This window comes from Nocardia vinacea (assembly GCF_035920345.1).
Classification (GTDB): Bacteria; Actinomycetota; Actinomycetes; order Mycobacteriales; family Mycobacteriaceae; genus Nocardia; species Nocardia vinacea_A.
In genome coordinates this window covers 8,598,552-8,613,005 of sequence record NZ_CP109149.1, presented here as the reverse complement: position 1 = coordinate 8,613,005, position 14,454 = coordinate 8,598,552, and the positions used below count along the sequence as shown (strand labels likewise).

At 65.0% G+C, this 14,454-nt stretch carries 14 protein-coding genes; 5 read left to right on the top strand and 9 right to left on the bottom strand.

Features of this window, described 5'->3' with window-relative positions; genetic code table 11:
• The first annotated feature begins 41 nt into the window (after positions 1 to 41).
• Both OIE68_RS38880 and OIE68_RS38875 read left to right on the top strand, forming a co-directional pair.
• Positions 42 to 2,489, top strand: coding sequence for a beta-glucosidase family protein (locus OIE68_RS38880; protein WP_327095879.1), 2,448 nt, complete (start codon positions 42 to 44; stop codon positions 2,487 to 2,489).
• Positions 2,486 to 3,406: an esterase/lipase family protein gene (locus tag OIE68_RS38875; protein ID WP_327095878.1), complete on the top strand. Its 921-nt coding sequence runs from the start codon at positions 2,486 to 2,488 to the stop codon at positions 3,404 to 3,406. The genes OIE68_RS38880 and OIE68_RS38875 overlap by 4 nt, the downstream gene beginning before the upstream one ends.
• Here the strand turns inward: OIE68_RS38875 and OIE68_RS38870 are convergent.
• Positions 3,395 to 4,399, bottom strand: coding sequence for a helix-turn-helix domain-containing protein (locus OIE68_RS38870; protein ID WP_327095877.1), 1,005 nt, complete (start codon positions 4,397 to 4,399; stop codon positions 3,395 to 3,397). The two genes, OIE68_RS38875 and OIE68_RS38870, sit on opposite strands and share 12 nt — an antisense overlap.
• Before the next feature lie 105 nt (positions 4,400 to 4,504).
• On the opposite strand from OIE68_RS38870, the gene OIE68_RS38865 reads away from it, so the two are divergent.
• On the top strand, positions 4,505 to 4,933 hold the full coding sequence (locus OIE68_RS38865) for a nuclear transport factor 2 family protein (RefSeq protein WP_327095876.1): 429 nt from the start codon (positions 4,505 to 4,507) through the stop codon (positions 4,931 to 4,933).
• Between the two features lie 30 nt (positions 4,934 to 4,963).
• Here OIE68_RS38865 and OIE68_RS38860 read toward each other — a convergent pair whose 3' ends face one another.
• Positions 4,964 to 6,379: a lipase family protein gene (locus OIE68_RS38860; RefSeq protein ID WP_327095875.1), complete on the bottom strand. Its 1,416-nt coding sequence runs from the start codon at positions 6,377 to 6,379 to the stop codon at positions 4,964 to 4,966.
• A 431-nt stretch (positions 6,380 to 6,810) separates the two neighbouring features.
• On the opposite strand from OIE68_RS38860, the gene OIE68_RS38855 reads away from it, so the two are divergent.
• Positions 6,811 to 7,443: a TetR/AcrR family transcriptional regulator gene (locus tag OIE68_RS38855; RefSeq protein WP_327095874.1), complete on the top strand. Its 633-nt coding sequence runs from the start codon at positions 6,811 to 6,813 to the stop codon at positions 7,441 to 7,443.
• A 32-nt stretch (positions 7,444 to 7,475) separates the two neighbouring features.
• Positions 7,476 to 8,333, top strand: a complete 858-nt coding sequence (locus OIE68_RS38850) for an SAM-dependent methyltransferase (protein ID WP_327095873.1) — start codon at positions 7,476 to 7,478, stop codon at positions 8,331 to 8,333.
• Position 8,334: 1 nt separating this feature from the next.
• Here OIE68_RS38850 and OIE68_RS38845 read toward each other — a convergent pair whose 3' ends face one another.
• The 7 genes from OIE68_RS38845 to OIE68_RS38815 form a co-directional block, all read right to left on the bottom strand.
• A complete protein-coding gene (locus OIE68_RS38845; protein WP_327095872.1) occupies positions 8,335 to 9,042 on the bottom strand; it encodes a haloacid dehalogenase type II in 708 nt (235 codons plus the stop codon).
• A gap of 6 nt (positions 9,043 to 9,048) precedes the next feature.
• Positions 9,049 to 9,687 (bottom strand): class I SAM-dependent methyltransferase, encoded by a 639-nt coding sequence (locus tag OIE68_RS38840; protein ID WP_327095871.1) that lies wholly within the window; start codon positions 9,685 to 9,687, stop codon positions 9,049 to 9,051.
• 130 nt (positions 9,688 to 9,817) lie between these two features.
• A complete protein-coding gene (locus OIE68_RS38835; RefSeq protein WP_327095870.1) occupies positions 9,818 to 10,066 on the bottom strand; it encodes a hypothetical protein in 249 nt (82 codons plus the stop codon).
• 344 nt (positions 10,067 to 10,410) lie between these two features.
• The gene (locus tag OIE68_RS38830; RefSeq protein ID WP_327095869.1) at positions 10,411 to 10,956 is read right to left on the bottom strand and encodes an Rv3235 family protein; all 546 of its coding nucleotides are present in this window, start codon (positions 10,954 to 10,956) and stop codon (positions 10,411 to 10,413) included.
• Positions 10,957 to 11,141: 185 nt separating this feature from the next.
• Positions 11,142 to 12,335, bottom strand: coding sequence for an ROK family protein (locus tag OIE68_RS38825; protein WP_327095868.1), 1,194 nt, complete (start codon positions 12,333 to 12,335; stop codon positions 11,142 to 11,144).
• 62 nt (positions 12,336 to 12,397) lie between these two features.
• Entirely contained in the window at positions 12,398 to 13,639 is a 1,242-nt protein-coding gene (locus OIE68_RS38820; protein WP_327095867.1) for a sugar ABC transporter permease, read from the bottom strand.
• Entirely contained in the window at positions 13,636 to 14,406 is a 771-nt protein-coding gene (locus OIE68_RS38815) for an ATP-binding cassette domain-containing protein (protein ID WP_327095866.1), read from the bottom strand. The genes OIE68_RS38820 and OIE68_RS38815 overlap by 4 nt, the downstream gene beginning before the upstream one ends.
• Positions 14,407 to 14,454: the final 48 nt, after the last annotated feature.

Genomic DNA, 14,454 nt, shown 5'->3' with positions numbered 1-14,454 from the left:
GTAGATGCCCGCGCGTCATACGAACAAGGGAGTCGACCGACATGGCGAATCACCGAGCCGACCGTGAGGCAGTGGTCGAAAAGGCATTGGCCGCACTGGATCTGGATGCCCGGTGCCGCCTGCTCGCCGGACAGGACATGTGGTCCTTGCCCGCTATGCCTGAGATCGGGCTGACGTCCCTGGTGATGTCCGACGGTCCGATCGGTGTGCGCGGAGTGCACTGGAGTCCGGAGGATCCGTCGATCGCCCTGCCGAGCCCGACGGCGCTGGCCGCCACCTGGGATCCGACTCTGGCCCGGCGAGCCGGGCAGCTGCTCGCGCAGGAGGCGCGGCGCAAGGGTGTGCACATACTGCTCGCTCCGACGCTCAATCTGCATCGAAGCCCATTGGGCGGCAGGCACTTCGAGTGCTATTCGGAGGATCCGCTGCTGACCGGCGCGATCGGCGCGGCCTACGTGACCGGTGTGCAGGAGGGCGGTGTGGCCGCGACGCCGAAGCATTTCGTGGCCAATGATTCCGAGACCGACCGATTCACCGTTGATGTGCGGGTATCCCAGCGGGCACTGCACGAGCTGTATCTAGCTCCGTTCGAAACCGTGGTCGCACAGGCCGAGCCGTGGGCCTTGATGGCGGCCTACAACAGCGTCAACGGTGTAACGATGACCGAGCACAATGCGCTGCAGAACGAAATACTGCGTGCGCGTTGGGGTTTCGACGGCGCTATCGTCTCGGACTGGACGGCGGCACGCAATACTGTCGGCGCGGCCGTCGGCGGGCTCGATCTCGCAATGCCGGGACCGCAGAGCGTCTTCGGCCACACCCTCGCGGAAGCGGTTCGCGCAGGCCAGGTTCCGGCCGAGACCGTCGAGCAGATGGCACGGCATGTGCTCCGGCTCGCCGCCCGAGTCGGCGCGTTGGCCGGGGCACCACCCGAAGTCGCCACGGTGCCCGCAACGATCAACGGCGACGCGCTGGCTCGCGAGCTCGCCCAACGCTCGATTGTGCTGCTGCGCAACGAGAGTAGTGTGCTGCCACTCGGCAAGTTACGGCGTATTGCGCTGATCGGCCAGACCGCCGACCAGCCGAGGGCGCTCGGCGGCGGTAGCGCCCAGGTGTTCCCACCGCACACCGTTTCCCCGCTCGACGGTCTGCGAGCCGTGCTCGATACGGATACCGAACTGGTCTATGCCGTCGGTGCGGATCCCCGAGTCAAGATTCCCGCCGCCAAGGAAGGTTTCGATCTGCGGGTCCAGCTGTGCGGCGCGGGTGACCGCCTGCTCGGCGAGCATCCGCTGCCGGAGGCCACGATCGAATGGATCGGTGAATTCCCGGACGGTATCGGAGTCGGGGAACTGCATCGGGTCGTTGTCACCGGCACCTTCACGCCACGGGCGACGGGAACACACACCTTGGCCATCGCTGGCATCGGGCCGTTCCGGCTGACGGTCGGCGATGTGACCTGTTTCGACGACGCGATCGTCCCGGAGGGCGATCCGCTGGCGGCTTTCCTCCACCCGCCGGAGACACTTTTCGAGGTCGAACTCGCTGCGGGACAGCAGGTTTCGATCAGTCTTACGCATACCGTGACGACACTGCCCGAGATGCCCATTGCCTTCGAGAAGTTCTCGCTCGGCCATCAGGAACCGAATATCGACCCCGAGGCGCTCATCGAAGAAGCGGTCGCCGCGGCGGCTTCGGCCGATGTGGCCGTGGTGGTCGTCGCCACCACCCCCGAGGTGGAGAGCGAAAGCTTCGACCGGACATCGCTTTCGCTGCCCGGTCGACAGGATGAGCTCGTCGAGCGGGTCGCCGCCGCCAATCCGCGCACCGTGGTCGTGGTGAATACCGGGTCCCCTGTGCGGATGCCGTGGGCCGAGGATGTCGCGGCGATTCTGCTCACCTGGTTTCCTGGGCAGGAAGGTGGTGCCGCACTGGCGGATATGCTCATGGGCCGGGCCGAACCGAGCGGACGGCTGCCCACCACCTGGCCCGCGCACGAGGACGATGCGCCGGTACTGAATGTCACGCCCACCGACGGTGCTCTCGCCTACGAGGAGGACGTTTACATCGGATACCGTGCGTGGCAACGACTTTCGATCGCGCCCGCGTACTGGTTCGGACACGGAATCGGTTACACCACCTGGGAGTACGAAAGCGCCGTGTTCGCTCCTGATCCGGTGGCCATCGGCGTTCTCGGCACGCTGACCGTTCGCGTTCGCAATACCGGCGATCGTCCCGGCCGCGAAACGATCCAGACGTATATCGCTCATTCATCCCGACCGGAACGCCGACTGGCCGCGTTCGCGGTCGTCGAAGCCGAGCCGGGCGAGGCAGTCGAGGTGGCGATTCCGATCCCCCGCCGAGCCGCCGAATCCTGGGATGAGGCAACGGAAACCTGGGGGCTACCCGCCACGGCTTACGACCTGCTGACCGGTCGATCGGTTGCCGATACCCGCCTGACTACTACCATTCGAGGACCGCACGCATGAGATTGCGCCGAATCACCCTGTCCCTCGTCGGATTTGCGCTATGCGCCGCACCGATGCCGTTGGCCGCAGCGGAGCCGGAAACGTATCCGACGGCCACCTGGGAGCAGGTGCAGGACGAGGAAACCCGATGGGCGCAGGAAGGCAAGGTCGAAGCGCCGACACCGCCAGGAGTCAACCGGTACGACTGCGTGCCCACAGTGCCCGGAGCGGTTCCCGTTGTCCTGCTACATGGTTTCGCGGGCGACGAGTATCGAGCGTGGGGCTATCTCGGACCCGCCCTCACCAATGCCGGTCTGTGCGTCTATTCCTTCTCGTATGGCGGCAGCAATGCCATGCAGGGCGGTGGCAATGGTCCGCTCGCCGATTCGGCGGTCGAGATCAAGCAGAAACTGACCGCGCTGACCACCCGACTCGGCGTACCGAAGGTCGACCTGATCGGCCATTCCGAGGGCGGCATCATGGCGCAGTACATCGTGAAAACCGATCCGGCAATCGCAACTGGCGTCCATTCGGTGACCACCATTTCCTCGCCGACACACGGCACGCTCGGCAATCTCGGCGCGACTCTTCTCAATGCCGGAAATTTCCGCGACGAGCTGCCGGTACCGCCCGCGGTGAAGGATCTACTGGCCGGGTCGGCCTTCCTACAGGAGTTGAACTCCGGACCGATCACCGTTCCCGGCGTCGCCTACACCACCATCAGCAGCCGTTTCGACCCGATCTCATCTTTCGGCCAGAACCAGGCCATGATCGCGGAGCCCGGTGTCGACAACTACGTCCTCCAAAACGTCTGTCCCGGTAGCAAAGCCGGACACAATGGCACGGTTTTTTCACCAACCACTGCCGCACTCGTGCTCAATAGACTCGATCATTCGGCGGTGCGCCCGATTCCGTGCCAGGACGACTCAACCGGCTAGTTCACGAGGGCGAACACATGCGCGGATCGCTTGTGCGCCAACTGTATCGAGACCGTTCAGGTCAGCGGTGGCGAGCGTCGTCGCCGTCGGGAAGAGGTAAGAAAGGCCGAACTGCCGCAATCCGCCTATCGGTGCGCCATAGGTGGTGACGAAATTGTTGAGTACATCTCTGTCCGACACTATGCCGCGGATGTCGTCCTCGAATGGATCCCACGGCTGACCCGCGAGCAACCGCTGCACCCTGGACACGAGGTGGATCAGCCCTTCGATATGCGGCACGTGCACGACGAGTCGCACGGCATCTGTTGTGGCCGAGTATATTTCGATGACTCCCGGGTCGCTGTCCATGACGATCGTCCGCCGGTAGCAGGCCAGTGTGGCACTCTCGACACCAGCGATTGCGGTGTCCGCGAGCTGCGTCAAACGCCGCGCGATATTCGTCCCCTCGGCCACCGGCACCCGCAGCGCGAGACCCCCATCCGCGACCAAGCGGTCCGCACGTCGGCGGTGTTTGCGCAACTCGACGGGTGTTGCCCGAAATGTCGCGACCATCACCCGGTTGAACTGACGCAGGCTCCCGAATCCGGCGGCGAAGGCGATATCGGTGACCGACAGATCGGTATCGTCCAGTAGCCGTCGCGCGAAATGCGCACGCCGCGAGCGGGCCAACTGATCCGGCGTCGCACCGACCTGCTCATGAAACATTCGCCGCAGGTGACGTTCCGACACTGCCAGCCGCGCGGCGAGTTCCGCCTCATTGCCCTCGTCCAGTGCACCCACGGCAATGAGATCGACAGCGCGACAGACCAATTCGGATGCGCTCGCGGGCTTTCGATCGCCACGATAGGGACGGCAACGGTGGCAGGCCCGAAACCCAGCCGCCTCGGCACCCGCAGCGGAGATGAAGGTGACAACGTTCTCCACCCGTGGGCGTCCAGGGCACGGCGGCAAGCAATAGATGCCGGTCGTGATGACGCCTTGGAACGATCCCATACCCCTGAGTCTGCGCGCCGGACCACGCACCGACCAGCCATATCCGGACACGACCTGTCCGGATATGGCGTGATCGGCGGCCGCGGCCAACCAAGGATTGGCCGAATGGACGCACAGACGAGCAAAGATGTGATCATCCGGGCCTGGCGCGAATTCGCGACCCAGGATCCCGACCGCATTGCCGCGGTATTCACCCCGGACGCCGAATGGCTCGCACCGCCGCAGAACGCCACCGCCCGCGCCATCGACGGCACCAATCACCTGGTCGGCCGTGACCGCATTGTGCGGTTCCTGACCAGGGAGTTTCCGACCATATTCGTTTCCGACCGAAGCGTGGAGTTCACCGCCGTCATCGCCGAGGGCACGAAAGTCGTTGTCGAGGAACGGATGCGGGCGACATTGATGAACGGCAATCACTACGACAACGACTACTGCTTCATCTTCGAACTGCGCGACGGCCTGATCCACCGTGTGCGCGAGTACATGGACACCCGCCGCGCTGAGGAAATGTTCAGCGCCGACGGCACCCGATGAGTTGACCTCCGGTTCGCACCGGAGGTCGACTCACTTCACGCCGATCGGCTTGCCGAAGAAGGAAGCGAAGGTCTCGCCGAAGGTGGCCTGCAACAGCTCGATTCCGTTCGGGTCCAAGGCCAGCCAGCCGACATCGGTTGTGTCGCAACCCTGTTGGGTCGGCACGCCATTGAGCCGATCACGCAGCCACAGCAGGGCGGGCGCGGTGCCCGAGATCTCGGTGAGCACGTGTTCGGCAAAGTGCTCTCGGGTGTATTGCACAGTCGCGGAAGGGCTTTGGCAGTAGGTATCGACCAGAGTGTTGACCTGGCCCACCGGGATGATTTCATCCGGGTTGCCCTGCCAGATGTACATCGGCATATCGGGTACCGACTTACCCATTCGCGTCTTGTCGAGCACGTCGGCGACCGCCGGGTGCTGGATCGGATCGCCCGGCACTCGAATCATGCCCTCGAGGTTCAGGAATGGCAGTAGCGGGGTCAGGTACTGCACGCACAGCCCACCCTGGACGGTCGACAGCGTCCGGCCCAGCGGGTCGATATTGGCGTCGATGAACCGGGCGAAATCCGGATACTCGCGGGTGAGACCGTTGACGGCGGCTAGGACCAGACCGGAGGTGAGCTGGTTGTTCGCGACATTCAGCGTCACGCCGAGATCGGCGGGCACACCGCCCTCGGCCGTGCCGACAATGTTGAGTTCCGGCGCGTAGGCCTGCTTCAACTCGGCCGCGTGACCGGTTGCGATGGCACCGCCGGAGTAGCCGTACATACCGATCCGGGCATCGGGCGCGAGCCGCATCGGCTCGAGGTTGCGCGCCGCGCGGATGCCGTCGAGGGTGATCCGCCCGGCCAACGGTCCGGCCGCATAGGCGTTGTTCGGTCCCTGATGATCGGGGATGACAACCGCCCAGCCCTGCTGCACCGCACCCTGGGCGATCAGCCATTCCGCGGGCGCGACGACCTGGCCGACAAACGGACTGACCGAAAACTGTTGCAGCGCATAGGAAGGCGCACAGTACCCGGCCAAGAAGTCCTCGGCGATCTGCATCGAGACGAGCTTGTCGGGGGCCGAGCCGCGCGGCTTCACGACCGTCGCGACCGCTGGAATCGCCTCGTCCCGACTGTTATTCGAGCGGTAGGAGACCTGCCAGGCGTCGACATTCACCGGAATCAACCCGAAGTTGGCGACATTGACCTGCCGCGCCGAGATGAGCTCGCCCGGCGCCTTGCTCGCCACGAGTTCTGCGGCCGGATGGTAGAAACCCGGATCCAATTCGGGCGGCAGCGGAACCGGTGCCGCAGGTTGCACCGCTGCCGGTTCCTCCGGCGGCTCGGCGACCGTGACCGCGGTCGTCGCGAGCAGTGCGATGGCCGTGACTCCGGCCGAGAACATGATTCGCCGGGCGCGACCCGCCAGCGGATTGATCAACTTCCAGCCCCTTCGCATACTGTGAGACCACTCCGTCTCACATGTTGGCGACTATGGCACAGACGTGATGTGCATCGCAACAACGGCCGCAGTCATGGGCAGAAATAGACCCGATTCGCCGACTCGATGTGCCGAGCGGCCGCAGATGACGTAACTTTCACCGAACCGGCCGGTTGGTGCCGGACAGCTTGCTGGGGAAGCTCCGAGGAAACATGCACGTGCCCAATGAACCGGTCTCGACGGTTCTGTACTACGTCTTCTTGCTCTTCTATGGCGCACAGGATGCGCTGGGCGGGTCCTTCATCCTGGACTGACCCGGGCCGTCACAGCACACCGAGCAGTCCGCGTGGCTGCTCGGATACCGTGGTGCTTGTGACCGAGCACAGCGAGGGAACCAAAGACACAGCACCCTTGGTCGCAGCGGAGCCGCACGCTAGCGAGGCGGAGCTGTGACCATCGTGGACAGGCAGTACGGCGGCCGCGCAGTGAGCGAGCGGAAGGCTGAGCGACGGCAGCGGTTCCTGGACGCCGCCATCCGAACCTTCGCCGAGCGCGGCTATGCGGATTGCTCGCTAGCCGATGTGTGCACCGCGGCCGGGCTGTCCAAGCGGCAGTTCTACGAGGAGTTCCAGACCAGGGAAGACGTACTCATCGCGTCCTACGACTACATCCAGGACCAGTCCGCCGCAGTCGTCGGGCAGGCCGTCGCGGCACTGGGGCCGGATACGGATATCGCGGCCGGGCTCACCGCGGTGCTGACGGCGTTCATCGGTTCGATCAGCTCCGATCCGTACCGGGCCAAGGTCGCCTTCGTCGAGGTGGTCGGGGTCAGTGAACGCATGGAGAAGCACCGCCGTGAGCGCCGCCACGCGTGGGCGGGGGCAATCGAGGCGCTGCTCATCTCGATCGCGGGCCCGGACATCCGCGTCCCTGGCGGAATCACCTGGGCGGCAAGTGCACTCATCGGCGCGATCAACGGTGTCGCGCACGAATGGATTCTGGCCGACCCGCGCCCGCCGATCACGCAACTGGTCGAGGTGCTCGCCCCCATCGCCAACTCGCTGATCCTCACCGAGGAATAGTTCCGTGCCGGCGTGGCGGGTAGGTTCGGCGTATGCAGCTCGGTCAGCCAAGTCGCACCGCCCTCGCCACCGCCTACGCTCGCGCTTACCACCAGATCGCGACTGAGCCGCGCATCTTCACCGATCCGCTGGCCATTCGAATCGCAGGCATCGCGCCCGACCAACTGGCCGATCTGGAGACCGCGACGTTCCAGGACGACGAGACCGACATGCGCCGCCGACGCCGTCTGTTCCTGGCCGCCCGCGCCCGCTTCGCCGAGGACACCGTTGCCGACGCGGTAGCGGCAGGCACCCGTCAGGTGGTGATTCTCGGTGCCGGACTGGACACCTTCGCCTATCGCAACCCGCATCCGGATGTGCGGGTGTTCGAGGTCGATCATCCCGATACCCAGGAGTGGAAGCGGCAGCGGCTCGATGCGGCGGGCATCGAACTCCCGGCATCGCTGACCTTCGCTCCCGTCGACTTCGAAAGCCAAACGCTCGCAGCAGGATTAGCTGCCGCCGAGTTCGATCGGAGTCGACCGGCCGTATTCGTCTGGCTCGGCGTCATCATGTACCTGACTCAGGACACGATCCTGGACACCCTACGGTTCGTCGCGGGCCAGGCGACACCGGTGCGGTTGGTGTTCGACTATCTCTATCCCGCTTCGGCTTCCACGCCCGAGGAGATGGATCAGCGCACCGCGCGAGCCGATCTGGTGGCGTCCATCGGCGAGCCCTGGCTCAGCTTCTTCACGGCCGATGACATCGCAAATATCTTGCGGGAGGCTGGATTCGACCGAGTCGACGATCGCGACGCACCGAACCTCATCGCCGGTTACCTCGGTAGCAGCCCGCGACAGCGGTCCACCGTTCCGCCACATGTGCTGTGTGCCATGCGAACCGCGTAGGTCAGCAGCCGAGTTGGTCTGCGAGATCGAGGAAGTCGGTGGCGTTGACGTCGAAATCGTCGTCGAAGGAAACATCCACATCACCGCCGGCGCCGAACTCGAGCGGCCGTGCGACGAAGGCCGTCCGGAAGCCCAGTGCGCCCGCGGCCTGAATGTCGTACTTGTGGCTGGCGACCATCATGATCTCCGACGGCTCGAGCCCCAGATACCGTGCGGCCATGCGATACACCGTGGGGTCTGGTTTGAACGCACCCGCCATCTCGGCGGTGAATACCGCATCCCACGGCAGTGCGGCGCGCTTCGAAATATTCACCACGGCGGCGACATCCGCATTCGACAAGGTCGCGATCGTGAATTTGCTTGCGAGCCTGTTTAATCCGGCGACTACATCGGGCCATGGTTCGAGTCGCTGCCAGGCGAGGGTGAGATCGGCGCGTTCGTCGGGCGACAGGTCGATGCCGTAATCACCCAGTAGGCCGTCCAGTGCGTTGGCGTAGACCGAATGCACGGTGACCCAGTTGTCTCGGTCGGGCTCTGCCTTCCGCAGTGCGGCGAAATATTCAGCGCGCCAATGGTCTACGAAACCGGGCCAATCGATATGGCGATATCGGGTACCACCGATGCGTCGCGCTTCGGCGCAGACGGTCGAATGAAAATCCGTCGCCGTCCCCTGCACATCGAAAAGTAATGCTCGCAACACAATTCGCACCTTTCCCTATGCGCGCTGGACCAGCAGATAGCTGCGCCGGCTCGGATGTTCGGTGTCCGGATGCGGTTCACGGTCCAAGCGCGCCTCAGGGACCAGACCAGCCGTCACCAAGGCTTCGGATTCAGCGTCCGGGTCCAGGTAATGAAAGGTGAGGTCAACCTGGTGGCCCCACCAATCGGTGAGCGTCTTGGCCCCACCATCCGGAAAGTCCGCGTCGCTGGTGTGAAATGCAATGAGCGCGTACCCACCGGGCCGCAACACCCGCGCGAACTCCGCATAGGCCGCCGCCCGCTGCTGCTCGTCCAAATGGATCACCGCATACAGACAAACCAACCCCGCCAACGATTCCGCCCGCACCGGCAGCGCAGTCATATCCGCCGCACCAGCCGCCACCGCATTAGTCCGCCGCGCCACCGCACACATCGCAGGCGAAAGATCCATCCCAACAGCCCGCACCCCCCGCCCCGCAAGATAAGCAGCGACATGCCCCGGCCCACAACCAATATCCGCAACCACACCCCCGTCGGTGAGTTCGGCGAAAACCCCCAACATCCCCCGATCCAACGGCTTACCCCGCAACTCATCCCCGAGCTCATCGGCATAACGCTCGGCCACCAGGTCATAACTGCCTCGCGTGCCGATCATCCGGCCAGCGTAGTTCCGCCCCGAACTCCGCGCCTGCCGTGGACTGACCGGCCCTGGAAGACGACCAGCCGCAGTCTGCCCGCGGCGACGCACACGGGCGGAGACCGCCACACCCGACCGCGCACGATGTTTACCCGGCCGCGGCCAGCGGCTGTCGTCGTGGCGGCACGCCGCGACGACAGCCGCCGAGTACCATCACCGCCGGCCGCGCCATCACCGCACGCAGGCCGCGCCATTGCCGCAGGCGCGGATTGCACAGCCGGGCACATGCCGGAGCCGAATCGTGCAGACGTTCGCACCGCAGCACCGAACGCGTGCGGGCGACCACCGAGGCGCGCGTCGGATTCACCGCCCCCCGGAAACGGTGAGCCAGTGTCACCGCCGCGAACTTGCCACGGCGCGGACAGCACAGACATCAGCAAGGTCTGCTGTGGGAAAAGGTCCGCACGCGCCGACCACCTGGACGCGCGTCGGATTCACCGCACAGAAGACACCAGCTACCACGGCCCGTACCGTGACGACCGTGCGTCGGATTCACCGCCCCCGGAAACGGTGAGCCAGTACGACCGCCGCGCACTCACCACAGCGCGGACAGCACAGATATCCGCAAGGTCTGCTGTGGGACACGGTCCGCACGCGCCGACCACCGAGGCACGCGTCGATTCACCGCACACAGAAGACGCCAGCTGCCGCGGCCCGCACCGTGGCGACTGTGCGTCGGATTCACCGCACTCGAAAAGCAGTGAGCCGCCAGTCCGTTGAGCGGGTGCGGGCGATTCGGGCGGCGATGGCGAAGTGTTGGCGGCCGCGGTCGTAGGTGGCGAAGACTTCCGCGGTCGAGGCGTCGACCATCATGAGGCCCGCGCGGTAGAGCACGGCTACGCCGAGTGTGCGGCCGGGTGCGAGGTCGGCTCGGACTATGGTTCGCACCGCAGAGACCACGGCGGGCGTGGCCATGGTGGTGAGTTGGGCGACTGGGCGGCGGTGGTCGAGTATCTCGAGCGCCAGCCGCAGCGCACGCTCGACGAATTGCTGTGCCGTCGAATCCAATTCGACGACCGGCGGCAACTCGGCATGCCCCGCACTGAGCGCCCGCCGCAAACCCGGCGGGCCGGATCGTCCGGTCTGATCATTCCGCGATAACGGCGTGCGGCACGGCGACGCCCGCGGCGGATCCTCGAATTCCGCGCGGCTCCCGGCCGGACGGTACGGCAACAACGGCGGCTCAGTCCTCGGCGCGTACGAAAGCCCCGACGGATGTCTCTCCATAAAGCCCCCCAAATGAGTTCGAACTACTCCCCCAAGCTCCGACCGCGACAGCATTCCACGAATATCCCCGCAGGTAAACCACCCAAGCGACCGCTCTGGCGTCAGCACAATAAGATCAGGTGGCACTGGTGGCGGGGGCTTCTCGGGCCGATGCCTGCACAGATTCCACCTGATCTTGATGCGAGTCAGTTGGAGATGCGGGCCAGGGTTTGTAGCGGGTCGGTGAGGACGTCGGCGAAGGCTAGTTCGGCGGCGCCGACCAAGGGCGCATCGTCGGCAAGTGCGGAGGTGCGCAAGCGAACTCGCTCACGCACCGCGAGCAGCCCGTTCACCGCGAGTCTGCTGCGGACCTGTGCGGCGGAGGCGAGGTAGATCTCGCGGAGCACGCCACCGAACACGACCATCGTCGGATTGAAGATATTGACCAGGTTGGCAACGCCGTAGCCGAGCCAATCCCCGACCTGGTGCAACGCATCTCGGGCAGTGGCATCACCACGCGCCGCAGCATCCACGATCGCCTCTACCGCCGCACGCCCGGTGAGATCCGCCCGCCCGGCAGCCGCAATCAACGCGAGCTCGCCCGCCTCGGCCTCCAAACAGCCATACGACCCACACGTGCAAGCCCGCCCACCCGGATTCACGATCATGTGCCCGACCTCGCCGCCATATCCCCCCTCACCACCGAGCAGCTTGCCGCCCATGATGATTCCGCCCCCGATACCGACCTCACCGTGCAGATAGATCATGTCCGCAACCCCGATACCGACACCACGTTCCCGTTCGGCAAGCGCACCGAGGTTGGCGTTGTTACCGACCACCACGCGTAACCCGAGTCGCTCCGAAAGCCGCGCCCCGACCGGCACATCCACCCACCCGATATTCGGCCCGTACCGAACGACCCCGTCCTCTTCGCGCACCATCCCACAGAACGCGACTCCCACACCCACACATACCGTCTCGGGCCCGGACCCGCGAATCATGTTCTCCGCGAGGTCCACGAGCGCACCGATCACATCATTCGGATCGAACGTGCCACTGGGACGGCGCGTTTCCCGCCGATCGAGAATCACCCCACCCAAGCCGACCCGAGCCACCGCGAGCCGATCCGCCCCCACATCCAGTGCCAACCCGTAGACCCGCTCCGATTCGGGGCGCACCACCAGCGACGGCCGCCCTGCCTTCCCCGTCTGCCCCGGCAGCTCCTCGCTGACCAGACCGGCCGCGGCGAGGTCGGCGGTCAGCGCCAGGATGGTGCTGCGATTGAGCCCCATCCGCTCGGCGAGCGCCGTTCGCGACATGGGTCCGCTGGAGTGGACATGCCGCAGCAGCACGGCGAGGTTCTGCCGCCGGATCTCGTCCGGGGAAGGTGCAGCTCTCATTCGGGCGAACCTCCTCCCGGTCGCTAGCGACTGCTTGCAGGTCGCTCGAAATGGTCAGTTGGTCAACTTCCTGGCAACGCACGCTTGCGCGACAGCGCGTCCACTCCCGCTGCCAACAGCAGCACGAATCCTGTCACAACGAATTTGGTGCCCGCGCTGTAGCCCATCAGGCCCATTCCGTTATTGATCACCGCGACCACCGCCGCACCGAGCACCGCGTCGAGCATCCGACCGCGCCCGCCGAACAGACTCGTACCGCCGATCACGGCCGCTCCGACAGCGGTCAGCAACACATCGCTGCCGCCGGTATTCGGATCGACGGAGTTGGCACGCGATGCCGCGATCAGCCCGCCCACGGCGGCCATTGTCGAACACAGCACGAAGGCACAGATCTTGATCCGATCGACCGGAATGCCCGCCCGCCGAGCCGCTTCCGTACTGCCGCCGACCGCGTAGATGTGTCTGCCGAACGAGGTGCGGTTGAGCACGAACGTCCAAAGCAGTAGCAGCGCCACGATCAACGGCACCACGATCGGCATGCCCTTGAGCGAGTTGATCGCCGGGTTGCGGCTGCGTTCGTCATTGAGGATCAGCACCGCCGCACCCGCCACCACGGCAACCGCCGCTATCCGCAGCGCGATCACCGGTGCGGTTTCACCGGTGAGACCGAGTTTGGTGCGCGCCCGCAGTTTTCGGTATTGGATAACCGCGAATCCGGCCAGCAGCACCACGTACATGACCCAGCCGAGCCAAGGTGGCACATTCCTATTGGCGATCGCGACGATCGTCTCATCGTGGATCGAGATATTGCGCCCATTGTCCATGATCTTCAGCGCGACACCCTGCAATGCCAGAAACGCCGCCAATGTCACCACGAACGAAGGGATTCCGATCTTCACCACGATCGTCCCGATGGTCAGTCCGATCACGACGCCGGTGAGCAGCGAGACGAGAACCGCTGCGTACCAAGGCCATCCCTTATCGGTGAGCAATACCGCGAGCACCGCCGCACACACACCGCTGGCGAATCCGGCCGACAGATCGATCTCACCGAGCAGCAAAACGAAGATCAGTCCCATGGCGATTACCGCGATGGCCGCGCCCTGGGTCAGGAGATTCGCGAAATTACCCTGCGTCATGAACACCGGCCGCGCGATCCAGAACACCACCGACAGCACCGCCAGCGCGATAATCGACGGCAGCGCACCCATATTCCCGCTGCGCACCCGTCCGACATACGAGTTGACCAGCTCGGTCACCGGCGAGGACGTGGCCTCGAACTTATCCGTAACCACGGCGCTCATACGCTTGCTCCATTTCCGAGGCCGAGACTTCCGCTGCGACCGGCGGTGATCAGTTCGACGACCTGTGCGTGCGTCACGTCGGCGGTGCGCACCTGGGCCGCCATCCGGCCGAGATACAGCGCGGCGATCCGATCCGAGACCGCGAAGACGTCGTTCATATTGTGCGAAATCAACACCACCGCAAGGCCTTTGTCGGCAAGTCGACGAACCAACTCGAGCACCTGCTGGGTCTGAGCGACACCCAGCGCGGCCGTCGGCTCGTCCAGGATCACCACTTTGCTGTTCCACAGCACGGCTTTCGCGATCGCCACCGTCTGGCGTTGACCGCCGGACAGACTCGCCACCTGCTGTCGCACCGACTTCACCGTCCGAACCGATAAGCCCGCCAAGGTCTTTCCGGCCAGCTCCTCCATCCCGTACTCGTCGAGGACCAGGCCGTGCTTCTTCTCCCGGCCGAGGAACATGTTCTGCACGATGTCGAGGTTGTCGCAGAGCGCCAGATCCTGGTACACGATCTCGATCCCGAGATCGGCGGCGTCACGCGGGCTGTGCACACGCACTGGCTTGCCCTCGAAAAAAAATTCACCCGAATCGATCGGATGAGTACCGCCGATGCACTTGACCAGCGTGGACTTGCCCGCGCCGTTATCGCCGACCAGCGCCGTCACCTCACCCGAGTACGCGGAGAAGGCGACCTCGTGCAAGACATGGACGGGACCGAAACTCTTTTCTATCCCGCATAATTCGATGACCGGGTTATCCGGCATGGGTGCAGCTCCTCAAGTTGGGCGCCCCTTCCGCGGTCCCCTCATCGA